Here is a 22303-nt window from a genome sequence, read left to right as displayed (position 1 = left end):
AGTGTCAGTAGGGGGGAAAGCGTACCGACCGGCGACACGGCGTCGCGTCCGCGACGGTCCCCTATCGTGTCCCCGAAAATGAACATGGCCGCGTCTTTCGACGCGGCCATGTCCGGATGCTGGTTCAGGCGGGCTTCAGCCCTCCTGGCCCTCGTCGTCATTGGCGGCGCCGCCGATGTCGTCGAACAGGCCCTGGATCTCGAACTCGGCGGCGGCTTCCTCTTCCGCGGCTAGATCCTGGATCGACTTGCCCGACGCCTGCAGCTCGGCCTCTTCGGGCGAGCGGGCGACGTTGATCTCGATCGTGGCGTCCACCTCGGGGTGCAGGACCACGGTCACCTCGTAGAGGCCGAGTTCCTTGATCGCGCCGCGCAGCACGACCTGCTTGCGATCGACCGAGAAACCATCGGCGGTCGCGGCTTCGGCGACGTCGCGGGTGGTGACCGAGCCGTAGAGCGAGCCGCCGTCGGAGGCGGAGCGGATCACGACGAACTGCTGCCCGTCGAGCTTCGCGGCCATCGCTTCGGCCTCTTTCTTCGACTCGAGGTTCTGGGTCTCGAGCTGGGCTTTCTGCTCCTCGAAGCGGGCCTTGTTGGCCTCGTTCGCGCGGAGCGCCTTGCCTTGGGGCAGAAGGAAGTTACGGGCGTAGCCGTCCTTAACCTTCACGATTTCGCCCATCTGGCCAAGCTTGGCCACACGTTCCAGAAGGATCACGTCCATGTGTCGGTCTCCTTATTTCACGGCGTAGGGCAGCAGCGCCAGGAACCGCGCGCGCTTGATCGCCTGGGCGAGCTTGCGCTGGTTCTTGGAGCCGACGGCGGTAATGCGCGAGGGCACGATCTTGCCGCGCTCGGAGATGTAGCGCTGCAGCAGACGCGTGTCTTTGTAGTCGATCTTCGGCGCGTTCTCGCCCTCGAAGGGGTCGGTCTTGCGGCGACGGAAAAACGGTTTGGTGGCCATTCTCTTATCCTTTCCTGGAGGCGATCAGCGACGCTCGCGGCGCTCGCCGCGCTCTTCGCGCTTCTGCATCTGGACCGAGGGGCCCTCTTCGTGGGCGTCGACCTTGATGGTCAGGACGCGCATCACGTCGTCATGCAGGCGCATCAGGCGCTCCATTTCCTGCACGGCGGGCGACGGGGCGTCCGAGCGCAGGAAGGCGTAGTGGCCCTTGCGGTTCTTGTTGATCTTGTAGGCCATGGTCTTCACGCCCCAGTACTCGTTCTCGAGCACCTTGCCGCCATTGTCGGCGAGGACGGTCGAGAAGTGCTCGACGAGGCTTTCGGCCTGCGCGTTGGACAGGTCCTGACGCGCGATGAAGACATGCTCGTAAAGCGGCATGTGAACTCCAGTTCGATTTCCGGGCGCATTTCATAGAACGGGGCCTTGGCCTTCCGCTCCCCGTTCACGAGAGTCTGCGCGGTTCATGCGAATGCGCGGAAGGATGCGGCCTTATACAGATCATGCGGCGCGGCGCAAGCGGCGTGGGCGAAACCGCGTTGAAAGGCCGATCCGCGCCCGGACCCGGCCATAATCCCGCCCTTATCCCTATGGAAGCTCGACCTGTCCGATTGCACAGGTTCCAAGGTCGCGCCTCATGAACGCATCCCACCAAGCCCGCTCCGAACATGCCCCACTCGTGCTCGGCTGCGGCCCCCGATGCCGCCGGCTGGCCGGTCTGGGCCTCCTCGCGATCTGGGCCTTCGGCCTCGGCGTCACCGCGGCGGCGGGGGCGGTCTGGCTGTCGCCGCTGGGCCAGCCGATCGACGCCACGCTCTGGGCCAAGCTGGCGCTGGCCGTGGCGCTGGGCGGCGGGTTGCTCTGCTATGCCGGGCTGAGCAGCCGCAGCGAGATGCATTTCGACACCGAGCGGCGGCTGGTGCGCGAGGTACTGCGCCGTCCCGGCGGCCGGGTCGAGCAGGTCGCAAGCTGGGGCTTCGACGAATTTCGCGGCACCGAGATCCGCGACCGCCACGACGCGCGGCGCATGGCGCTGCGGGCCGAGCTGCGGCTGTCGGGCGAGAACCTCTCGGTGCGGGTGGCGCAGGGCGATCTGCACGCGATCTCCGAACTGGCGCGCCGCATCGAGGCCGATCTCGGCCTGCCGCAGCGGCCGGGCGTGCCGCTGTTCCGCCGCGCCGCCATCGGCTGAGGCTTTCTTGTCGCGGCGGGTCCGAGCCGCTATGCGGTGGCGCAACGCACCGCATCACAAGGGAGCAGGGCCATGCGCGCATACGTTTTTCCGGGGCAGGGATCGCAGACCATCGGCATGGGCCGGGCGCTGGCCGAGGCCTATCCGGCCGCGCGCGACGTGTTCGACGAGGTCGACGCGGCCTTGGGCGAAAAGCTCAGCACCCTGATCTTCGAGGGCGAGATCGAGACCCTGACTCTCACCCGCAACGCTCAGCCGGCGCTGATGGCCACCTCGATCGCCGCGATGGAGGCGCTGAAATCCGAGGGCATCGGCGTCACCGACGCCGCCTATGTGGCGGGCCATTCGCTGGGCGAATACTCGGCGCTCTGCGCCGCCGGCGCGCTGCGTCTCGACGACACGGCGCGGCTGCTGCGGCTGCGCGGCGAGGCGATGCAGGACGCGGTGCCGGTGGGCGAGGGCGCGATGGCCGCGCTTCTGGGCCTCGATCTCGCCGCCGCGCGCGAGGTGGCCGAGGCCGCCGCGCAGGGCGAGACTTGCCAGGCCGCCAATGACAACGATCCCTCACAGGTCGTGATCTCGGGCAGCCGCGCCGCGGTCGAGCGGGCGCTCGACATCGCCAAGGAGAAGGGCGCCAAGCGCGCGATCCTGCTGCCGGTCAGCGCGCCGTTCCACTGTGCGCTGATGGCGCCCGCCGCCCGCGCCATGGCCGAGGCGCTGGAAAGCGTCGACATCCGCGAGCCGGCGGTGCCGCTGGTCGCCAATGTGCGCGCCGACGCGGTTTCCGACCCGGCGCTGATCCGCACGCTGCTGGTCGAGCAGGTGACCGGCGCGGTGCGCTGGCGCGAAAGCGTGGAGTTCATGGCGGCACAGGGCGTCACCGCGTTCTGGGAGGTCGGTGCCGGCAAGGCGCTCTCGGGGATGATCCGCCGCATCGCCAAGGGGGCCGAGACCCGCGCCATCGGCACGCCCGAGGATGTCGCGGCGGCCAAGGGCTGAGTTCGCGGCCACTTTGTTCCACAAATACGCAAACCCGCGCGCACGGCGATGCGCGCGGGCGGTGGTCCGGGCGCCTCGCCGCTGCTAGACCCGTTGCCAATTGCTTACGCAGGAGACCACACATGTTCGATCTGACCGGGAAATGCGCGCTCGTCACCGGTGCCTCTGGCGGCATCGGCGGCGCCATCGCCACCGCGCTGCACGGGGCCGGCGCCACCGTGGGGCTGTCCGGCACCCGTACCGCGCCGCTCGAGGAACTGGCGGCGTCGCTGGGCGACCGCGCCCATGTCCTGCCCTGCAACCTCTCGGATGCCGAGGCGGTCAACGCCCTGCCCAAGCAGGCGATCGAGGCGATGGGCGGGCTCGACATCCTCGTCAACAATGCCGGCATCACCCGCGACAACCTGTTCATGCGCATGTCCGAAGAGGACTGGGCGCAGGTGCTCGAGGTCAATCTCACCTCGACGATGCGACTGTGCAAGGGCGTGGTGCGGCCGATGATGAAGGCGCGCTGGGGCCGGATCATCAACATCTCCTCGATCGTCGGCGCCACCGGCAACCCCGGCCAGGCCAATTACGCCGCCGCCAAGGCCGGCATGGTCGGCATGTCGAAATCGATCGCCTACGAGGTCGCCAGCCGCGGTATCACCGTGAACTGCGTGGCGCCGGGCTTCATCGCCACGGCGATGACCGACAAGCTCAACGACGAGCAGAAATCGGGTATCCTGGGCCAGATTCCCGCGGGCCGCATGGGCGAGGCCGAGGAGATCGCGGCGGCGGTGCTGTATCTGGCGAGCCCGGAGGCGGGTTATGTCACCGGCGCCACGCTGCATGTCAACGGCGGCATGGCGATGCTCTGAAGCCGGGAAGATCGGGGCCCACAAAGCGTTTGCGCGGCCCGGATTCTCTGCTAAAGGACGACGAGATTTTCCGGAAGGGGCCGTCATGGCCCCTGTCGGTGAGCGGCCCGCTCGGGCATGAGAATGTCCTTCGGGGCAAGAGAAAAAGGCCCAAATGGGCCGGAAAGACGTGAGGAACTGTTATGAGCGACGTCGCCGACCGCGTGCGCAAGATCGTTGTTGAGCATCTGGGTGTCGAAGAGGACAAGGTCGTCGAGAACGCCTCGTTCATCGACGATCTGGGCGCCGACAGCCTCGACACCGTCGAGCTGGTCATGGCCTTCGAGGAAGAGTTCGGGATCGAGATCCCCGACGACGCCGCCGAGACCATCCAGACCTTCGGCGACGCGGTCCGCTTCATCAAGGAAGCGCAGTAACCGACGGGGCCACGGCCTTCCGGCCTGGCACGGGAAACGGCACCCCTCGCGGGTGCCGTTTTCGATTCAGGGCCCCTCGCGCGGCCCGCGCGCGGGCTGGATCAGCGGCGCCATCATCTCCTCGCTGAGCGGCCGGACGAACTGTACCCCGAGATAATGGGTGTTGCGCCAGCGTGGCGCCGCTTCGATCTCGCGATCGCCCAGAAACAGCACGATCCGCGACGGGTCCGGCGCTCCGACCCCGGGGTCGATCCGCAGCTTGGCACCAAGCCGGCTGATGTCGAGCAGCCGCGCCTCGATCTCCTCGCCGCCGCTGCGCAGCCGCGCTGGCAGATTCACCGAATGGCGCTGCTCGCGCCGTCGTCGCCTCTGCCCGTGACGTACCAGAACCCAGACCAGCGCGCCGCCGCACCCGGCGACGACCAGCGCCGCCACGCCGACGCCGACAAGCCGGATCGCCTCCCACCCCCCGGTTCCCGCGACCGCCCCGGCCTTTCTCTCGGCCATGCCCGACAAGCCCGGTGCGCCGATTTCGTCACCGCAGCCGGAGCTGGCCAGCAGCGCATCCAGACGCGCGAGGGCGGCCTCGTCACGCGAAGACAGCGGTGCACGGTCGAGGCCGGGTCCGCGCGCCGCATTGGCCCAGTCCACTGCGATCCGCAGCGCGGCTTCGATCTCCGTGCGATGCCGCACCAAGGGGTAATCCGCGAGGTTCCACATCGCCCGCGCCGTATCGATCCGCCGCAGCGCCCGGTTCAGCGTCGCGACATCGCGGTTCTGCGCGCTCGTCACCACGCGGCCGAGCGCCGCCACGGTATCGCAGGCGGGATCGGCCCGCAGCGGCGCGGCCAGCATCAGGAACAGCAGCACGGGCCAGACGCGCATGGCGAAACTCCTTTGGCACAGCAAAGCAGATCTAGCTGAACCCCGCGTTAAGCCGCGCAGTGTCGCCGACCCGCGAATTCGCCACGCCCGCGCTCTTGCTCCTGCGCAAAGCCCTGCGGTATCAGGGCGCGAGTTATTGCGAAGAGGATGGTCAGATGCGGCGAGTGGTCGTGACGGGGCTGGGGCTGGTGACGCCGCTGGCAGACAAGGTCGAGCCGAGCTGGGACGCGATCCTGGCCGGGAAATCCGGCGCGGGCACCATCACCCGCTTCGACGCGAGCCATCTCGCGACGAACTATGCCTGCGAGGTGCCGCGCGGCGAGGATGCCGATCCGTCGGTGCGTTTCGACGCGAACGCCTACATGGAGCCCAAGGAGCAGCGCAAGGTCGACGATTTCATCCTCTACGGGATCGCCGCCGCCCAACAGGCGGTCGAGGATAGCGGCTGGGCGCCCGAGGATGACGAGAGCCGCGAGCGCACCGGCGTGATGATCGGCTCCGGCATTGGCGGGCTGAACTCGATCGCCGAGACCGCGCTGCTCATTCGCGACAAGGGCCCGCGCCGCGTTTCGCCCTTCTTCATTCCCGGCGCGCTGATCAACCTGATCTCGGGCCAGGTCTCGATCCGCTACGGCTTCAAGGGGCCGAACCACTCGGTCGTCACCGCCTGCTCGACCGGCGCGCATGCGATCGGCGACGCGGCGCGGCTGATCAAGTACGGCTCGGCCGACGTGATGGTCGCAGGCGGCGCCGAGGCCGCGATCTCGGAGATCGGCATCGCGGGCTTCAACGCCTGCAAGGCGCTCTCGACCAAGCGCCGCGACGACCCCAAGGCCGCCAGCCGCCCCTATGACGCCGATCGCGACGGTTTCGTCATGGGCGAGGGCGCGGGCATCGTCGTGCTCGAGGAGTACGAGCACGCGGTGGCGCGCGGCGCGAAGATCTATGCCGAGGTGCTGGGCTACGGCCTGTCGGGCGACGCCTATCACATCACCGCGCCGTCGGAGGATGGCGAGGGCGGCGAACGGGCGATGCGCGCCGCGCTCAAGGATGCCGGGATCGCGCCCGAGCAGATCGACTACATCAACGCGCATGGCACCTCGACCATGGCCGACACGATCGAACTTGGCGCGGTCGAGCGGATGATGGGCGAGGCGGCCTCGAAGGTCACCATGTCCTCGACCAAGTCGATGACCGGCCACCTGCTGGGGGCCGCGGGCGCGATCGAGGCGATCTTCTCGATCCTCGCGATCCGCGACCAGGTCGCGCCGCCGACCATCAACCTCGACAACCCGGCGGTCGAGACCGTCGTCGACCTTGCCCCGAACCAGAAGCGCGAGCGCCGCATCGACTATGCGCTGTCCAACAGCTTCGGCTTCGGCGGCACCAATGCGAGCGTGTTGTTCGGAAAGGTCGCCTCCTGATGTGGCGTCATCTCGCCTCGAACACGATCACCTTCCTGATCGTGGGTCTCGCGGGCGCCGCCGGGGTCATCGCCTGGGGCGTGAACGAGTATTCGGGCGACGGCCCGCTCGAGGCGGCGATCTGCCTGCGGGTCGAGCCGGGCACCAACATGCGCAGCGTCAGCGCCCGGCTCGAAGAGCAGGGCGCGATCGGCTCGGCGCCGATCTTCCGCATCGGTGCCGAGTATTCCGAGAAGGCGGGCCAGCTCAAGGCCGGCAGCCACCTGATCCCCGAGCGGGCCTCGATGGAGCAGATCGTCGACATCGTGACCCGCGGCGGCGCCTCGACCTGCGGCACCGAGATCCTCTACAAGATCGGCGTCAACGCGGTGCTGGCCGAGGTGCGCGAGCTCGACCCCGCGAGCTCGGAATTCACTGAGCTCGCCGAGTTCGACCCGACCGCCGAGGGCGTCGAGATCCCCGAAGCCTACACGGAGATGCGCGAGCGCGCCGATACGCGCTACCGCATCGCCATGGCCGAGGGCGTGACCTCCTGGCAGGTGGTGCAGGCGCTCAACGCGCTCGACACGCTCGAAGGCGATGTCGAGGAGATCCCGGCCGAGGGCAGCCTCGCGCCCGACAGCTACGAGATCGCGCCGGGCACGCAGGTCGAGGCGGTGCTCGACCGAATGGAGGCGGCGCAGGCCGCGATCCTCGCCGAGGCCTGGGAGAACCGCGCCGGCGACCTGCCGCTTGAGAGCCCGGAAGAGGCGCTGATCCTCGCCTCGATCGTCGAGAAGGAGACCGGTGTCGCCGCCGAGCGCCCGCAGGTCGCCAGCGTCTTCATCAACCGACTGCGGCAGGGCATGCCGCTGCAGACCGACCCGACGGTGATCTACGGCATCACCGAGGGCAAAGGCGTGCTGGGCCGGGGCCTGCGCCGCAGCGAGCTTCAGGCCGAGACCCCGTGGAACACCTATGTGATCAACGGGCTGCCGCCGACGCCGATCGCCAATCCCGGGCGCGCGGCGATCGAGGCGGCGCTGAACCCGGCCACCACCGACTATGTGTTCTTCGTGGCCGATGGCACCGGTGGCCATGCCTTTGCCGAAACGCTGGCCGAGCATAACAGCAACGTCGCCGAATGGCGCAAGATCGAGGCCGAACGCGCGGCCCAGAATTGATTTTTCGTAAACGGACCGGGCGCTTGTGCAGCGCTCTTCAACTCGTTTCGATTGACATTCGGCGCGCAATGACCTAAGGTCAAGCACAGGCTGGGAAAGAACGACGAGGCGGCACCGGGGCAATCCGGCGCCGCCTTTTTCGTGTCCGCTCCCGGCCCGGGACACAGCCGGGAGAATGGAAGATGAGCGAGATGACGGGCCCCTCGGGACCGGACGAAGCCGCGCGCCGCAAGGAATGGGAGGATGCGTGGCTGCTCCTGTCATCGGTGCGGTCAACGCTGGCGGACCTGTTGACGGAGCTGCGGGCGGACGCCGTGGCTCCGAAGGACATTCAGAAAAAGATCAGTGACTTGGAGAGCGCTCTTAAGGGGGCGTTCGATGTCGAGAGGAAGTTCAATGACTGGCACAGGCGGCAGGATGGCGGGCTCGCCACAGACGAATTCGATCTCGACGAGGCGCGGCGACGGATCGGTTGCCGGCTGGATCGCCTGCGCGCCTGCTGCCGCGAGGGCTGAGTTTCTCGACGGGCTGGGGCCGGTCGAGCTGGCGGCGCTGCCCTGGCTCTTCGACATCTGGGCGCTGCCGCATCAGCTGCCGCCCGTAGGCGACTGGCGCACATGGGTGATCCTGGGCGGGCGCGGCGCGGGCAAGACCCGCGCCGGCGCCGAATGGGTCCGCGCGCAGGTCGAGGGCGCACGCGCCAACGAGCCGGGACCCGCGCGACGCGTGGCGTTGCTGGGCGAGACGCTCGACCAGGCCCGCGAGGTGATGGTGTTCGGCGACAGCGGCATCATGGCCTGTTCGCCGCCCGATCGCCGCCCCGAATGGAGCGCGACGCGGCGGATGCTGACATGGCCCAACGGCGCGGTGGCGCAGCTCTTTTCGGCGCATGATTACGAGGCGCTGCGCGGCCCGCAATTCGACGCGGCCTGGGCCGACGAGCTGGCCAAGTGGAAACGCGGGCAGGCGGCGTGGGACATGTTGCAATTCGGGCTGCGCCTGGGCGATCCGCGCGCCTGCGTCACCACGACGCCGCGCAACGTGGCGGTGCTGCGCGATCTGCTGGCCGCCGACAGCACGGTCACCACCCATGCGCCGACCGCCGCCAACGCGGCGAACCTCGCCCGGGGATTCCTCGACGAGATGGGCCGTCGCTACGCCGGCACCCGGCAGGGCCGGCAGGAGCTCGACGGGGTGCTGCTGGCGGATGCCGAGGGCGCCCTGTGGACCGCCGATATGCTGAGCGGCTGCTCGGTCGAGACAGCGCCCGCGCTGGACCGTGTGGTCGTCGCCGTCGACCCTTCGGTAAGCGGTCATGCCGGCTCGGACGCCTGCGGCATCGTCGTGGCCGGCGCCGTGACCAAGGGGCCGCCGCAGGACTGGCGCGCCTTCGTGCTGGAGGATGCCACGGTGGCGGCGGCCTCGCCACATGGCTGGGCCCGCGCCGCCTGCGCGGCGATGGCGCGGCACGAGGCCGGGCGGATGGTCGCCGAGGTGAACCAGGGCGGCGCGCTGGTCGAGGCGGTGGTGCGCCAGATCGACCCCCTGGTTCCGTTCAGGGCGCTGCATGCCAGCCGGGGCAAGGCCCGCCGGGCCGAACCGGTGGCGGCGCTCTACGAGCAGGGCCGCGTGCATCACCTACGCGGTCTCGGCGCGCTCGAGGACCAGATGGCGCAGATGACGGCGCGGGGTTTCGTCGGATCGGGCTCGCCCGACCGGGTGGACGCGCTGGTCTGGGCGCTGCACGAGCTGATGATCCTGCCGGCCCAGCAATGGCGTCGCCCGCGTCTGAGGCAGCTCTGAAGCCCGACTGTGTTCCGAAAATACGCGCGGGGGAGCCGCGGCACGCGGCGGGGGCGGCAGCCCCCTCCACCCTTGGCCGTTGCGCCCACGGCCGGACCACCGTTAGCGCCGTTCCGGCTTTCCCAACCCGGCGCTGCCATTCTCCCTCCCGAGCCAGGAAGACGACCAGCGGGGGGCGGCGATGTTCGAGTTTCTCAAGCGCGGCAAGGGGGCGCCCGAGGCCAAGGCCTCGGCGGCGGGGCGTTGCCTCGCCTGGCCCGGGGCGGGCCGCCCGGCCTGGAGCGCGCGCGACACCGGATCGCTCACCCGGGCGGGGTTTCTCGGCAACCCGGTGGGGTTTCGCGCGGTCCGGCTCATCTCCGAGGCCGCGGCGGCGCTGCCCTTGATGCTGCAGGACCGGGGTCGCCGCTACGAAGAGCACCCGGCTCTGGCGCTGCTGGCGCGGCCCAACCCCGGGCAGGGCCGGGCCGAGATGATAGAGGCACTGGTCGGTCAGATCCTGCTCACCGGCAACGGATATGTCGAGGCGGTGGGCGCCGAGGGGCTGCCCTATGAGCTTCACGTGCTGCGCTCGGAGCGGATGGCGCTGGTGCCCGGCGCGGATGGCTGGCCCACAGCCTATGAATACGCAGCCGGCGGCGCCAAGCACCGTTTCACGGTAACGGATGGCCTCTCGCCGATCTGCCACATCAAGAGTTTTCACCCGCAGGACGACCATTACGGTCTCTCGGCGCTCACCGCCGCCGCCAGCGCGATCGACGTGCACAACGCCGCCTCGGCGTGGTCCAAGGCGCTTCTCGACAACGCCGCGCGCCCCTCCGGCGCCATCGTCTATCGTGGTGCCGACGGGCAGGCGGGGCTGACCCCCGATCAATACGACCGGCTGGTCGAGGAGATGGAAAGCCAGCACCAGGGCGCGCGCAACGCCGGCCGACCGATGCTGCTCGAGGGCGGGCTCGACTGGAAGCCGATGGGCTTCAGCCCCTCCGACATGGAGTTCCAGAAGACCAAGGAGGCCGCGGCGCGCGAGATCGCGCTGGCCTTCGGGGTGCCGCCGATGATCCTCGGGATCCCGGGCGACGCAACCTACGCCAATTACCAGGAGGCCAACCGCGCCTTCTACCGGCTGACGGTGCTGCCGCTGATGACGCGGGTCGCGGCGGCCTTGGCCGAGTGGCTGTCTGATTTCGCGGACGAGCGGTTCGAGCTTCGGGTCGATCTCGATCAAGTGCCGGCGCTGGCCGCCGAGCGCGACGGCCAGTGGCGGCGGGTCTCGGAGGCGCTGTTCCTGACCGATGCGGAAAAACGCGCGCTCTTGGGCCTGCCCGCGCGCGAGGTCGGCTCGGATGGATGATCTGCGCGAGCATCGCTTCGCCTGCGCGCCGGGCCTCAAGATCGAGGCGCATGAGCGGCTGGTGGCGCTGCAATTCGCGCAGGTGGCGGCGACGCTGGAGCGGATCGAGGCGGTGATGGAGCGGCTGGAGCGCAGGCTCTGGCTCGCCGTCTACGGCGTCGTGGCGGCGATCGGCGCGCAGGCAGCGCAGGGGATCGTGGGGCTTTGAGGGAGAGAATGATGGAGCTGGAACGCAAGTTCTGCGCGGGCGGCACAGACGGCACCGGGCCGCTGGAGATCGGCGAGGGGGCGGTGATCTCGGGCTACGCCTCGCTGTTCGGCTGCGCCGACCAGGGCGGCGACGTGGTGGCGCCGGGCGCCTATGCCGCCTCGCTGAAGCGGCTGGAGGGCTGTGGCGGCAGGGTGCGGATGCTGTGGCAGCACGACCCGGCGCGCCCGATCGGCGTCTGGGACGAGGTGCGCGAGGACGGCAAGGGGCTCTGGGTCCGGGGCCGCATCCTCGAGGCGGTGGCGCAGGGCCGCGAGGCGGCCGCGCTGGTCGCAGCGGGCGCGATCGACGGGCTGTCGATCGGCTACCGGACGCGGCGGTCGAGCAAGGCGGGCACGGGCCGCAGGCTCGACGAACTGGAGCTGTGGGAGGTGTCGCTGGTGACCTTCCCGATGCTGCGCGAGGCGCGGGTCGGCACCAAGCGGTCGAGCGCGCTCTTGGCGAAGATACGGGCGGCGCGGGGCGCGCTCGGGGGACGCGAGGGGGAACGCGATGCGTGACGATGATGACGAGCTTGGCCGGGAGATCGGCGGGCTGATGGAGGAGCTGGGCCGGTTCTCGGCCGAGATCCGAACGAAACTCAAGGCACAGGACGACCGGATGACCCGACTGGACCGCAAGACCGCGCTGGCCGCGCGCAGCCCGCTCGAAGCCAAGGCCGCAGGCCAGCCGCATCGCGCCGCCTTCGGCGCCTATCTGCGCACCGGCGAGGATGAGGGGCTGCGCGGGCTCGGGCTCGAGGGCAAGGCGATGAGCACGACCGTGGCGGCCGATGGCGGCTACCTCGTCGTTCCGCAGACCGCCGAGCGGGTGCGCGGCGTGCTCGGCGCGACCGCCTCGCTGCGCGCCATCGCCAGCGTCGTGGCGGTGGATGCGGGCTCGTATGACGTGCTGATCGACCATGCCGAGCCGGGCGCCGGCTGGGCCGACGAGACCTCGGCCCGGACCGAGACCGGCACGCCGCAGATCGACCGGATCAACATCCCGCTGCACGAGCTCTCGGCACTGCCCAAGACCTCGCAGCGGCTCCTGGACGACAGCGCCTTCGACATCGAGGGCTGGCTCTCGGGCCGCATCGCCGACACCTTCGCGCGGGCCGAGGCCGCGGCCTTCGTCTCGGGCAACGGCGTCGACAAGCCGCGCGGCATCCTCGATTATCCGCGGGTCGATGATGACGGCTGGGCCTGGAACAGCCTCGGCTATGTCGCGACCGGGACCGATGGCGGCTTCGACGCCGCGAACCCGGCCGACGCGGTGATCGACCTCGTCTACCGGCTCGGCGCGCCGTATCGCGCGGGCGCGAGCTTCGTGATGAACTCGCGCACCGCGGGCGCGCTGCGCAAGCTCAAGGACGCCGATGGGCGGTTCCTGTGGTCCGACGGCCTCTCGGCGGGCGAGCCGGCGCGGCTCTTGGGCTACCCGGTGCTGATCGCCGAGGACATGCCCGACATTGCCTCCGACGCCTGCGCGCTGGCCTTCGGCAATTTCGAGGCGGGCTACACCATCGCCGAGCGGCCCGACCTGCGGGTGCTGCGCGATCCGTTCTCGGCCAAGCCGCACGTGATCTTCTACGCGACCAAGCGGGTCGGCGGCGCGGTGAGCGATTTCGCGGCGATCAAGCTGCTGAAATTCGGCATCGCCTGATGCGGGGGGCCGGGCCGCGCGGCGTCGCGGCACGGCATCATGGCTGCGACCGCGAAAGGACGGGTGATGAGACTGATCGAGACGGGCGCTGTGCCCGAGGCGGCGCTGCCGGTCGAGGGCTTTCGCGCGCATTTGCGGATCGGCACCGGCTTTGCCGAGGCTGGGCTGCAGGACGCGGCGCTGGCGGGGTTCCTGCGCGCGGCGATCGCCGCGATCGAGGGCCGCACCGGCAAGGTGCTGCTGGCGCGCGGCTTCGTGCTGGAAGTCGGGCGCTGGCGCGACACGCGGCGGCTGGCGCTGCCGGTGGCGCCGCTGCGCGTGGTGACGGCGTTCGAGATCGTCGACGCGCAGGGCGCGGCCGTGGCGGTGGCGCCGGAGCGCTGGCAGGCGGTAATGGACGACCAGCGGCCGCATCTTTTGCCCGTCGCGGCGGGCTGGCCGGGCATACCGCAGGGCGGCACCTCGCGCATCGGCTTCGAGGCGGGTTACGGGGCGCATTGGTCCGAGATCCCCGCCGATCTGGCACAGGCGGTGATGATGCTGGCGGCGCATTACCACGAATACCGTCACGACACCGCGCTCGGCCCGGGCTGCATGCCGTTCGGCGTCACCGCGCTGACCGAGCGGTTCCGGGCGCTGCGGCTTTCGGCGGGGGGCGGGGCATGAGGCCGGTGCGGCTGAACCGGGCGCTCCTGCTCGAGGCGCCCCGACGCGCCCCCGACGGCTCGGGCGGGTTCGAACGCGGCTGGACCGCGCTGGGCACGCTCTGGGCCTCGGTCGAGGCGCGCTCGGGGCGCGATCTCGACGGCATGGGCGCGGCGCTGAGCCGAGTCAGGCTGCGCATTGTCACCCGCGCCGCGCCGCCGGGCTCGACGATGCGCCCGGCGCCCGAGCAGCGCTTTCGCGAGGGGGCGCGGATCTTCGCGATCCGCGCGGTGCGCGAGCTCGACGCCGAGGGGCGCTATCTCCTGTGCGAAGCCGAAGAGGAGGTGGCGCGATGAGCTACGCGGTCTCGGCAGCGCTGCAAGCCGCGATCCATGCGCGGCTGGCGGCGCATCCGCCCCTGGCCGATCTGCTGGGCGCCGCGATCTTCGACGCGCTGCCCGCCGGGCCGCTGCCGCCGCTCTACGCGGTGCTCGGCCCCGAGACGGCGCGCGATCGCTCCGACGGGACGGCGGCGGGGGCGCTGCACGACATCACGGTGAGCGTGGTCAGCGACGCGGCCGGGTTCCGAAGCGCCAAGCTGGCGGCGGCGGCGATCTGTGACGCGCTGTCGGGCACCATCCCTCCGCTGGATCGCGGGCGGCTGGTGGGGCTGTGGTTCCTGCGCGCCCGGGCCAAGCGGATCGGCAGCGGCGAGGCGCGGCGCATCGACCTGGTGTTCCGCGCCCGCAGCGAGGACGTCTGAACACAAGCGAGGGAGGGCCAGGCAATGGCGGCTCAGAACGGCAGGGATCTCCTGCTCAAGATCGACATGACCGGCGACGGGCTGTTCGAAACCATGGCAGGGCTGCGCGCGACGCGGCTTACGCTCAACGCGCAGAGCGTCGACATCACCCATCTGGGCAGCGAGGGCTGGCGCGAGCTTCTGGGCGGCGCCGGCATGCGCTCGGCCGCCGTGGCGGGTTCGGGCGTGTTCCGCGACGCCTCGACCGACGCCCGGGCGCGGGCGATCTTCTTCGCGGGCGAGACACCGGATTTCCAGCTGGTGATCCCCGATTTCGGCACCATGACCGGGTCGTTCCAGATCGCCTCGATCGACTATGCCGGCAGCCATGACGGCGAGGCCAGCTTCGAGATCGCGCTGGTCTCGGCCGGGCCGCTCGCCTTCGAGGCGGCGCCCTGATGGCCAATCCGCGCGCCGGCGAGGTGGCGCTGATCCTCGACGGGCGGCGCCATATCATGAAGCTGAGCCTCGGCGCGCTGGCCGAGCTGGAGGAGAGCCTCGGCGCGGACAGCATCGCGGCGCTGGTGGCGCGGCTCGAAAGCGGTGCGGTGTCGGCCCGCGACGTCCTGGCTCTGATCGTCGCGGGACTCAGGGGCGGCGGCTGGCCCGGCCGGGCCGCCGATCTGGTGGCGGCCGAGATCGAGGGCGGGCCGGTCGAGGCGGCGCGCCTCGCGGCGCTTTTGGTGGCGCGCGCCTTCGGGGAGATCGGCTGATGCGGCTCGATTGGGCGGCGATGATGCGGGCGGGGATCTGCGGGCTCGGGCTCAGGCCGTCCGAGTTCTGGGCGCTGACCCCGGCCGAACTGCGGCTGATGCTGGGCCCGCCCGGGCCCGCGCCGATGGACCGGGCCCGCTTCGAGGCGCTGTGCCGCGAGCATCCTGACAGGGAGAGGACATGACCGAGGACGAGTTCGAGGCGCTGGAGCGCGCCATGGAGGAGGCGGGCGGCGTCGCCGAGAGCTTCTCGCGCGAGCTGGAGCGGATGCGCGCCGGGCTGAGCGAGACGACGCGCGATCTCGGCCGGCTGGAGCGCGGCTTTTCCGGCGGCATCCGCCGCGCCATCGACGGCGTGCTGTTCGAGGGCCGCTCGGTCGGCGGCGCGCTCAAGGGGCTGGCGGGGAGCATGTCGCACACCGTCTATGGCAACGCGATGCGGCCCGTGACCGACCGGCTCGGCGGGATGCTGGCGCAGGGGGTGAACGGGCTGGTAGCGGGGCTGATGCCCTTCGCCGAGGGGGGCGCCTTCGCGGGCGGGCGGGTCACGCCATTCGCCCGTGGCGGCGTGGTCTCGGGGCCAGTGGCCTTTCCGATGCGCGGCGGTACCGGGCTGATGGGTGAGGCGGGGCCGGAGGCGATCCTGCCGCTGGCGCGCGGTGCCGACGGGCGTCTCGGCGTCGCCGCGGGCGGTGGCGGCGGGGCGGCGCAGGTCACGGTCAACATATCCACGCCCGACATCGAGGGGTTCCGCCGCTCGCGCGGGCAGGTGGCCGCGCAGATCGCCCGCGCGGTCGATCGCGGCCGCCGCGACAGGTGAGGGAGGCGAATATGGGGTTCCACGACGTGAGATTTCCCGTGGCGCTGAGCTTCGGCGCCTCTGGCGGACCGGAGCGGCGCTGCGAGATCGTCACCCTCGCCAATGGCTTCGAGGAGCGCAACAGCCCCTGGGCGCATGCGCGGCGCCGCTACGACGCCGGGCTCGGGCTGCGCGCGCTCGAGGATGTCGAGACGGTGATGGGTTTCTTCGAGGCGCGGCGCGGCCCGCTCTTCGGGTTTCGCTGGAAGGACTGGCTCGACTTCCGCTCGGCCCCGGCGGCGCGCCCGGTCGGGCCGCTCGACCAGCAGATCGGCTTCGGCGACGACACCACGACGGCGTTCCAGCTGGTCAAGCGCTATGGCGACGGCCCGAGCCCCTATCTGCGCCCCATCGTCAAGCCGATCGCGGGCAGCGTCCGGGTCGCGGTGGGCGGCGACGAGATCGGCCCGGGCGAGGGGGTCGAGGTGGATCACGCCACGGGGACGGTGCGCTTCGCGGTGCCGCCCGCCATGGGCGAGATCGTCACCGCCGGGTTCGAATTCGACGTGCCCGCGCGGTTCGACACCGAAACGCTGTCGGGATCGGTCGCGGGGTTCCGGGCCGGGACGGTGCCGGAGATCCCGGTGGTGGAGATCCGGCTGTGAGCGGGCTGGAGGGCCATCTCGCGAGCGGGGTGACGACGCTCTGCCGCGCCTGGGCGCTCAGGCGCGCCGACGGGCTGGAGCGCGGCTTTACCGATCACGACCGTGCCCTGTCCTTCGAGGGCATCGCGTTCCGCCCCGAGACCGGGATGAGCGCCAGCGCGCTGGTGCAGGGCGCGGGGCTCGCCGCCGATACCGGCGAGGCGCTGGGCGCGATCTCGGATGCAGGGATCACCGAGGCCGAGATCGCCGAAGGCCGGCTCGACGGGGCCGAGCTGCGGCTCTGGCGGGTCAACTGGGCCGCGCCCGAGCAGCGGGTGCTGGAGTTCCGGGGGCGCTTGGGCGAGATCCGCCGAGACGGCACGCTGTTCCGGGCCGAACTGCGCGGGCTGTCGGACCTGCTGAACCAACCGCTGGGCCGGGTCTACCAGCCGCGCTGCGACGCCTGCCTGGGCGATGCGCGCTGCGGGGTCGATCTCGGGCAGGCCGGGGCTTCGGTGACGCGCTCGCTCGGGGCGGCGGAGGGCGCCCGGCTGCGCCTCGACTGGCCCGACGGGCCGGCCGCGGGCTGGTTCGGCCATGGCCGGGTCGAGGTGCTGGACGGGCCCGGCGCCGGGCTCGCGGCGGAAATCCGCGAGGACCGGGTCGATGGGGGCGCGCGGATCCTCGAACTGTGGCGGCCCATCGGTGTCGCGCTCGCGCCCGGCACGGCGCTGCGCCTCGTCGCGGGCTGCGACAAGCGAGGCGAGACCTGTCGGTTGAAATTCGACAACTTCCTGAACTTCCGAGGCTTCCCGCATCTGCCGGGGGCGGACTGGCTGATGGCGGTGCCACGGGCGGGCGGCGCATGAGACGGGTCACGCCAAAGGCGTGCCGGGACGACTTGCCGGAGGTGTGTGGGGAAGGCTTGCCAAAGGCGTGCGGGCGAGCGTTGCCGGAAGCGTGCGCAAAGGTTTCGCCAACGCCATGCGCAGAGGTCTTGCCCGGTTCGGGCAGGGAAGTCCTGCCGAACGCGTGTGAGAAATTCTCGCCAGGAGCGGGCGCGGGACCGCTGCCAGCGGCGGGCGACCGGATCGTGGCCGAGGCGCGGCTCTGGATCGGCACGCCCTATCTGCACGGGGCCGCGCGGCGCGGCGCGGGCTGCGACTGCCTCGGGCTGGTGCGCGGCGTCTGGATGGCGCTGGCGGGGACGGAGCCCGAGCCTGTGCCCGCCTATCCGCGCCACGAGGCGCGGGGCGGCGAGGTGCTTTGCGATGCGGCGCGGCGGCATCTGCGCGAGATCGCGCCCGCCGAGGCCGGGCCCGGCGACCTGCTGCTGTTCCGGCTTCGGGACGGGATGGCGGCACGGCATCTGGGGCTGCTTTCGGGGCCGCCCGAGGCGCCGCGCTTCATCCACGCCTATGAGGGGCATGGCGTGGTCGAGAGCCCGCTGACCCCGCCATGGCGGCGCCGCATCGCCGCCGGTTTCGCATTAACGGAAAGGATCGGCTGATGGCGACCATCGTGTTCGGAGCGGCGGGGATGGCCCTTGGCGGCGCGGTCGGCGGCAGCCTCATGGGGCTGTCGGGCGCGATGCTGGGCCGCGCGGGCGGCGCGGCGCTGGGCCGGGCGATCGATGCGCGGCTCTTGGGGGCCGGGGCCGACCCGGTCGAGACCGGACGGGTCGACCGGTACCGCTTCACCGGCGCGGGCGAGGGCGAGCCGATCGCCCGGCTCTGGGGCCGGATGCGGATCGGCGGGCAGGTAATCTGGGCCTCGGATTTCGAGGAGCGCCGCGCCAGTTCGGGCGGCGGCAAGGGTGCGCCGCGCCCGGAGGTGGTCGAGTATTCCTACGCGGTGAGCCTCGCCATCGGGCTCTGCGAGGGGCCGGTGCGCCGGGTGGCGCGGATCTGGGCCGACGGGGTCGAGCTTGGCCGCGACGAGATCACGTGGCGGCTGCACGAGGGCCGCGAGGACCAGCGGCCGGATGCGAAGATCGAGGCGGTCAAGGGGATCGGCCGCGCGCCCGCCTATCGCGGGCTCGCCTATGTGGTGATCGAGGATCTCGACCTCGCGCGCTTCGGCAACCGGGTGCCGCAATTCTCCTTCGAGGTGCTGCGCCCCGCCGACCTGTCGGACCCCGCGCGGGCCGAGGACATCGCCCGTCTCGTGCGCGGCGTCGCGGTGATCCCGGGCACCGGCGAATACGCGCTGGCCGCGACGCCGGTGCATGTGGCCTCGGGCTTTGCCGAGCGAAGGCCCGCCAACCTGCACGGGCCCTCGGGGCCGAGCGACGCCGAGGCCGCGCTCGACGATCTCGTGGAGGAGCTGCCCGAATGCCGCGCCGCCTCGCTGGTGGTGTCGTGGTTCGGCGATGACCTGCGCGCCGGGCATTGCAGGATCCGCCCCAAGGTCGAGCGCCGCGAGGGCGAGGGCGAGGGCGAGGAGATGCCGTGGCGGGTCTCGGGGCTGGACCGCGCGGGCGCGATGGCGGTGCCGCGCGTCGAGGATCGGCCGGTCTATGGCGGCACGCCCTCGGACCTCTCGGTGATCGAGGCGATCCGGGCGATGGCGGCGCGCGGGCTGGAGGTGACCTATTACCCCTTCATCCTGATGGACCAGCTGCCGGGCAACGGCCTGCCCGATCCGTGGGGCGGGACCGAACAGGCCGCCTTGCCGTGGCGCGGCCGGATCAGCACCGCGCGCGCGCCGGGGCAGCCGGGGACCACCGACCGGACGGCGGCGGCCGAGGCCGAGGTCGCGGCCTTCTTCGGCGCGGCGCGGGCCTCGGATTTCAGGATCGGTGTCGACGGGCCGGTCTATGAGGGCCCTGAGGATTGGGGCCTCAGGCGCTTCGTGCTGCACCAGGCGCATCTGTGCGCCATGGCGGGCGGGGTCGAGGCGTTCTGCATCGGCTCGGAGCTGGTGGCGCTCACCACGATCCGGGGGGCGGGCGACAGCTACCCCGCCGTGGACGCGCTGCGCGATCTCGCGGCCGAGGTGCGCGGCATCTTGGGGAAGCAAGTGAAGCTCTCCTACGCCGCCGACTGGACCGAATATCACGGCCACCAGCCGGGCGGGGCGACCAAGCGGTTCCACCTCGACCCGCTTTGGGCCGACCCGGAGATCGATTTCATCGGCATCGACAATTACATGCCGCTGTCGGACTGGCGCGACGGCACCGATCATCTCGACGCCGCGCAGCATCGCTCGATTTACGATCTCGACTATCTCGCGGGCAATGTCGCGGGCGGCGAAGGCTATGACTGGTACTACCATTCGCCCGAGGCCCGCGCGGCGCAGATCCGCACGCCGATCACCGATGGCGACGGCGAGCCGTGGGTCTGGCGCTACAAGGACCTCGTGGGCTGGTGGGGCAACCCGCATCACGAGCGGATCGACGGGATGCGGCAGGATGCGCCGACCGCGTGGCAGCCGGGATCGAAGCCCATTCGCTTCACCGAGCTGGGCTGCGCCGCCGTCGACCGGGGCAGCAACCAGCCCAACAAGTTCATCGATCCGAAATCCTCGGAATCGGCGCTGCCCTACCATTCGCGCGGCCATCGCGACGAGCGGATCCAGATGCAGTATCTGCGCGCCGTGCATCGGCATTTCGCCGATCCGGGGGCGAACCCGGTCTCGGAGATCTACGGCGCGCCGATGCTCGATACCGAGCGGATGCTGGTTTGGGCGTGGGACCTGCGGCCCTATCCGTGGTTTCCGGGGCTGTCGGAGGTCTGGGGCGACGGCGCGAACTGGGCGCGCGGGCACTGGATCACCGGGCGCACCGCGCATCGCGACCTCGCCTCGGTGGTGGCGGAAATCTGCGCCGAGGCGGGGGTGAGCGAGATCGACACCTCGCGGCTGCACGGGCTGGTGCGCGGCTATCTCGCCCGGGGCCAGCAGAGCGCGCGGGCGATGTTGCAGCCCTTGATGCTGGCGCATGGCTTCGACGCGGTGGAGCGCGAGGGGCGGCTGGTGTTCCGCACCCGCGACGGGCTGGCGGATGCCGCGCTCGATTCCGGGAGGCTGGTGCGCGTGTCGCCGGACATGCCGATCCTGGAGATCGCGCGCGAGGCTGGCGCGGCGCTGCCCGACCGGGTGCGGCTGGGCTATGTCGCGGCCGAAACCGGGGCCACGGGCAGCGTCGAGGCGGCGCTGCCGGGCGGCGCCGCGCGCCATGTCGAGGCGGCCGAGTTGCCGATGGTGCTGACCCGGGCCGAGGCGCAGGCCATGGCCGCGCGCTGGCTGGCGGAGATGCGGCTCGGGCGCGAGCGCGCCGAATTCGCGCTGCCGCCCTCGGCGCATGGCCTCGGCCCCGGCGACGTGGTCGAGATCGCGGGTGGGGATGGCGGGGAGGGCGGCGCCTGGCGGATCGAACGGCTGGAGCGGACGTCCCATGCAGCAATCGAGGCGGTGCGCACCGCGCCGGGGCTCTATCTGCCGCAGCCCGCCGAGGACGACGCCGAGGCCCCCGGCGCCTATGTCCCGCCGGTGCCGGTCGAGGGGGTGTTCCTCGACCTGCCGCTGCTCACCGGGGAGGAGGTCCCGCACGCGCCGCATTTCGCGGCCACGGCGAGGCCCTGGCCCGGCGCGGTGGCGCTGGTCTCGGGGGTCGAGGATGCCGATCATCGGCTCAACCTGACACAGCCTTTGGCCGCCACCATCGGCACGACGCTGACGCCGCTCGCCGCCGCGCCTGCCGGGCTGTGGGATCGCGGCCCGGCGCTGCGGCTGCGGCTGGCGCAGGGGCAGCTGACCGGGGCCAGCCGGGCGGCGGTTCTGGCGGGCGCCAACCTGATGGCGATCGGCGATGGCGAGAGCGATCACTGGGAGCTGTTGCAATTCCTGCGGGCCGATCCGGTGGAGCCGGGGGTCTTCGAGATCTCGATGCGGCTCAGGGGGCAGGCGGGAACCGACGCGGTGATGCCCGACATCTGGCCCGCGGGCAGCCGCGTCGTGCTGCTCGACGGCGTGCCGCGGCAGGTCGCGCTGCCGGACGCGGCGCGCGGGCTGACCCGGCATTACCGCTTTGGCCCGGCGCGGCGGCCGCTGACCGATCCGAGCTGGCGGCACGCGGCGCGGGCCTTCGCGGGCATCGGGCTTCGGCCCTGGGCGCCGGTGCATCTGCGGGTGCGGCAAACCGGGGGCGATCTCGCGATCTCGTGGGTCCGGCGGGCGCGGATCGGCGGCGATGGCTGGGAGGGGCGCGAGGTGCCGCTGGCCGAGGCGCGCGAGGCCTACCTGCTGCGTATTTCAGCCAATGGCGTGGCCCTGCGCGAGGCGGAGCTTGCCGCGCCCGGATTCGCCTACACGGCGGCGATGCGCGCAGCCGACGGCGCGGCGGGGCCGCTCGTGGTGCAGGTGGCACAGATCTCGGAGGCCTTCGGGCCCGGCCCCTTCGCCGAAATCGCGGTGGCGGGATGAGGCCGATCCTGCCGGGATGCCTCGACCGGGCGGTGGCGGCGCTGCTCGCCGCGCCGCCCGAGGGGCGCGCGGGTCTGGCGCTGCGGATCGTGTCGGAAGCGCGCGCCGCCGATGCCTGGCGCAAGCGGCGCGGCCGGGCGCATCCGTTGTGGGGCGACGGCTCGCTGATGTCGGCGGCGCTGCGGCACCCGGCGCGGCCGCTGCCGCCATCGCTGGGCCGCGAGGCGCGGGCGGCGCTGCGGCAGGTGCTCGATGCCCTTGACGGCTCCTCCGGCCTTTGATCTTGGCCGGGAGGCCCTATCTGGGCTAGA

General features: G+C 71.4%; 28 protein-coding genes. 24 read left to right on the top strand and 4 right to left on the bottom strand.

Annotated elements, in window-relative coordinates; translation table 11 throughout:
- Window positions 1–135: 135 nt before the first annotated feature.
- From rplI to rpsF, 3 genes are read right to left on the bottom strand one after another with little or no spacing between them, the layout of a single operon-like run.
- A complete protein-coding gene (gene rplI, locus LOS8367_RS15060; RefSeq protein WP_085897359.1) occupies window positions 136–720 on the bottom strand; it encodes a 50S ribosomal protein L9 in 585 nt (194 codons plus the stop codon).
- Window positions 721–732: 12 nt separating this feature from the next.
- Window positions 733–960 carry a 30S ribosomal protein S18 gene (gene rpsR, locus LOS8367_RS15055; RefSeq protein WP_017929480.1) on the bottom strand — a complete coding sequence of 76 codons (228 nt, stop codon included), beginning with the start codon at window positions 958–960 and terminating at the stop codon, window positions 733–735.
- Window positions 961–984: 24 nt separating this feature from the next.
- Window positions 985–1338 carry a 30S ribosomal protein S6 gene (gene rpsF / locus LOS8367_RS15050; protein ID WP_085897358.1) on the bottom strand — a complete coding sequence of 118 codons (354 nt, stop codon included), beginning with the start codon at window positions 1336–1338 and terminating at the stop codon, window positions 985–987.
- Between the two features lie 256 nt (window positions 1339–1594).
- Here rpsF and LOS8367_RS15045 point away from each other — a divergent pair, with 256 nt between their 5' ends.
- The 4 genes from LOS8367_RS15045 to LOS8367_RS15030 all read left to right on the top strand — a co-directional run bounded on the left by LOS8367_RS15045 (window position 1595) and on the right by LOS8367_RS15030 (window position 4424).
- On the top strand, window positions 1595–2149 hold the full coding sequence (locus LOS8367_RS15045; RefSeq protein WP_133056343.1) for a hypothetical protein: 555 nt from the start codon (window positions 1595–1597) through the stop codon (window positions 2147–2149).
- Window positions 2150–2221: 72 nt separating this feature from the next.
- Window positions 2222–3148 carry an ACP S-malonyltransferase gene (gene fabD / locus LOS8367_RS15040; RefSeq protein ID WP_085897356.1) on the top strand — a complete coding sequence of 309 codons (927 nt, stop codon included), beginning with the start codon at window positions 2222–2224 and terminating at the stop codon, window positions 3146–3148.
- A gap of 122 nt (window positions 3149–3270) precedes the next feature.
- Window positions 3271–4008 (top strand): 3-oxoacyl-ACP reductase FabG, encoded by a 738-nt coding sequence (gene fabG, locus LOS8367_RS15035; protein WP_085897355.1) that lies wholly within the window; start codon window positions 3271–3273, stop codon window positions 4006–4008.
- 182 nt (window positions 4009–4190) lie between these two features.
- Window positions 4191–4424 carry an acyl carrier protein gene (locus tag LOS8367_RS15030; RefSeq protein WP_017929475.1) on the top strand — a complete coding sequence of 78 codons (234 nt, stop codon included), beginning with the start codon at window positions 4191–4193 and terminating at the stop codon, window positions 4422–4424.
- Window positions 4425–4490: 66 nt separating this feature from the next.
- On the opposite strand, the gene LOS8367_RS15025 is transcribed toward LOS8367_RS15030, so the two are convergent.
- Window positions 4491–5309, bottom strand: a complete 819-nt coding sequence (locus LOS8367_RS15025) for a PilZ domain-containing protein (RefSeq protein ID WP_085897354.1) — start codon at window positions 5307–5309, stop codon at window positions 4491–4493.
- A 155-nt stretch (window positions 5310–5464) separates the two neighbouring features.
- Between LOS8367_RS15025 and fabF the strand changes: the two genes are divergently transcribed.
- The 20 genes from fabF to LOS8367_RS14925 all read left to right on the top strand — a co-directional run bounded on the left by fabF (window position 5465) and on the right by LOS8367_RS14925 (window position 22273).
- Window positions 5465–6733 (top strand): beta-ketoacyl-ACP synthase II, encoded by a 1269-nt coding sequence (gene fabF / locus LOS8367_RS15020; RefSeq protein WP_085897353.1) that lies wholly within the window; start codon window positions 5465–5467, stop codon window positions 6731–6733.
- Window positions 6733–7896, top strand: coding sequence for an endolytic transglycosylase MltG (gene mltG, locus LOS8367_RS15015; protein ID WP_085897352.1), 1164 nt, complete (start codon window positions 6733–6735; stop codon window positions 7894–7896). Before fabF ends, mltG begins: the two co-directional genes overlap by 1 nt.
- Window positions 7897–8078: 182 nt before the next feature.
- Window positions 8079–8411 carry a hypothetical protein gene (locus LOS8367_RS15010; RefSeq protein WP_085897351.1) on the top strand — a complete coding sequence of 111 codons (333 nt, stop codon included), beginning with the start codon at window positions 8079–8081 and terminating at the stop codon, window positions 8409–8411.
- Complete coding sequence (locus LOS8367_RS15005; RefSeq protein WP_085897350.1) at window positions 8314–9699, top strand: DNA-packaging protein; 1386 nt, start codon at window positions 8314–8316, stop codon at window positions 9697–9699. The genes LOS8367_RS15010 and LOS8367_RS15005 overlap by 98 nt, the downstream gene beginning before the upstream one ends.
- Before the next feature lie 181 nt (window positions 9700–9880).
- Window positions 9881–11053: a phage portal protein gene (locus LOS8367_RS15000; RefSeq protein WP_085897349.1), complete on the top strand. Its 1173-nt coding sequence runs from the start codon at window positions 9881–9883 to the stop codon at window positions 11051–11053.
- Complete coding sequence (locus LOS8367_RS14995; protein ID WP_085897348.1) at window positions 11046–11261, top strand: GTA head formation protein, RCAP_rcc01685 family; 216 nt, start codon at window positions 11046–11048, stop codon at window positions 11259–11261. Before LOS8367_RS15000 ends, LOS8367_RS14995 begins: the two co-directional genes overlap by 8 nt.
- Window positions 11262–11272: 11 nt before the next feature.
- The gene (locus LOS8367_RS14990) at window positions 11273–11821 is read left to right on the top strand and encodes an HK97 family phage prohead protease (protein ID WP_085897347.1); all 549 of its coding nucleotides are present in this window, start codon (window positions 11273–11275) and stop codon (window positions 11819–11821) included.
- On the top strand, window positions 11814–12965 hold the full coding sequence (locus tag LOS8367_RS14985) for a phage major capsid protein (RefSeq protein ID WP_085897346.1): 1152 nt from the start codon (window positions 11814–11816) through the stop codon (window positions 12963–12965). Before LOS8367_RS14990 ends, LOS8367_RS14985 begins: the two co-directional genes overlap by 8 nt.
- Window positions 12966–13031: 66 nt before the next feature.
- Window positions 13032–13631: a head-tail connector protein gene (locus LOS8367_RS14980; protein ID WP_085897345.1), complete on the top strand. Its 600-nt coding sequence runs from the start codon at window positions 13032–13034 to the stop codon at window positions 13629–13631.
- The gene (locus LOS8367_RS14975) at window positions 13628–13966 is read left to right on the top strand and encodes a head-tail adaptor protein (RefSeq protein ID WP_085897344.1); all 339 of its coding nucleotides are present in this window, start codon (window positions 13628–13630) and stop codon (window positions 13964–13966) included. The genes LOS8367_RS14980 and LOS8367_RS14975 overlap by 4 nt, the downstream gene beginning before the upstream one ends.
- A complete protein-coding gene (locus tag LOS8367_RS14970) occupies window positions 13963–14373 on the top strand; it encodes a DUF3168 domain-containing protein (RefSeq protein WP_085897343.1) in 411 nt (136 codons plus the stop codon). Before LOS8367_RS14975 ends, LOS8367_RS14970 begins: the two co-directional genes overlap by 4 nt.
- Before the next feature lie 24 nt (window positions 14374–14397).
- Window positions 14398–14811: a phage major tail protein, TP901-1 family gene (locus tag LOS8367_RS14965; RefSeq protein WP_085897342.1), complete on the top strand. Its 414-nt coding sequence runs from the start codon at window positions 14398–14400 to the stop codon at window positions 14809–14811.
- The gene (locus tag LOS8367_RS14960; RefSeq protein WP_085897341.1) at window positions 14811–15125 is read left to right on the top strand and encodes a gene transfer agent family protein; all 315 of its coding nucleotides are present in this window, start codon (window positions 14811–14813) and stop codon (window positions 15123–15125) included. Before LOS8367_RS14965 ends, LOS8367_RS14960 begins: the two co-directional genes overlap by 1 nt.
- Window positions 15125–15310, top strand: coding sequence for a rcc01693 family protein (locus tag LOS8367_RS14955; RefSeq protein ID WP_085897340.1), 186 nt, complete (start codon window positions 15125–15127; stop codon window positions 15308–15310). Before LOS8367_RS14960 ends, LOS8367_RS14955 begins: the two co-directional genes overlap by 1 nt.
- Window positions 15307–15945: an RcGTA-type gene transfer agent tail tape measure protein gene (locus tag LOS8367_RS14950; RefSeq protein ID WP_085897339.1), complete on the top strand. Its 639-nt coding sequence runs from the start codon at window positions 15307–15309 to the stop codon at window positions 15943–15945. Before LOS8367_RS14955 ends, LOS8367_RS14950 begins: the two co-directional genes overlap by 4 nt.
- Window positions 15946–15956: 11 nt before the next feature.
- The gene (locus tag LOS8367_RS14945; RefSeq protein ID WP_085897338.1) at window positions 15957–16589 is read left to right on the top strand and encodes a DUF2460 domain-containing protein; all 633 of its coding nucleotides are present in this window, start codon (window positions 15957–15959) and stop codon (window positions 16587–16589) included.
- Window positions 16586–17437: a phage/gene transfer agent baseplate hub protein gene (locus tag LOS8367_RS14940; protein ID WP_085897337.1), complete on the top strand. Its 852-nt coding sequence runs from the start codon at window positions 16586–16588 to the stop codon at window positions 17435–17437. The genes LOS8367_RS14945 and LOS8367_RS14940 overlap by 4 nt, the downstream gene beginning before the upstream one ends.
- Before the next feature lie 221 nt (window positions 17438–17658).
- A complete protein-coding gene (locus LOS8367_RS14935) occupies window positions 17659–18078 on the top strand; it encodes an NlpC/P60 family protein (protein ID WP_242665614.1) in 420 nt (139 codons plus the stop codon).
- Entirely contained in the window at window positions 18078–21992 is a 3915-nt protein-coding gene (locus LOS8367_RS14930; protein WP_085897335.1) for a baseplate multidomain protein megatron, read from the top strand. Before LOS8367_RS14935 ends, LOS8367_RS14930 begins: the two co-directional genes overlap by 1 nt.
- Complete coding sequence (locus LOS8367_RS14925) at window positions 21989–22273, top strand: DUF7742 family protein (protein ID WP_085897334.1); 285 nt, start codon at window positions 21989–21991, stop codon at window positions 22271–22273. Before LOS8367_RS14930 ends, LOS8367_RS14925 begins: the two co-directional genes overlap by 4 nt.
- Window positions 22274–22303: the final 30 nt, after the last annotated feature.

This window comes from Limimaricola soesokkakensis (genome assembly GCF_900172345.1).
Classification (GTDB): domain Bacteria; phylum Pseudomonadota; class Alphaproteobacteria; order Rhodobacterales; family Rhodobacteraceae; genus Limimaricola; species Limimaricola soesokkakensis.
This window is presented reverse-complemented; position numbering and strand designations above follow the sequence as displayed.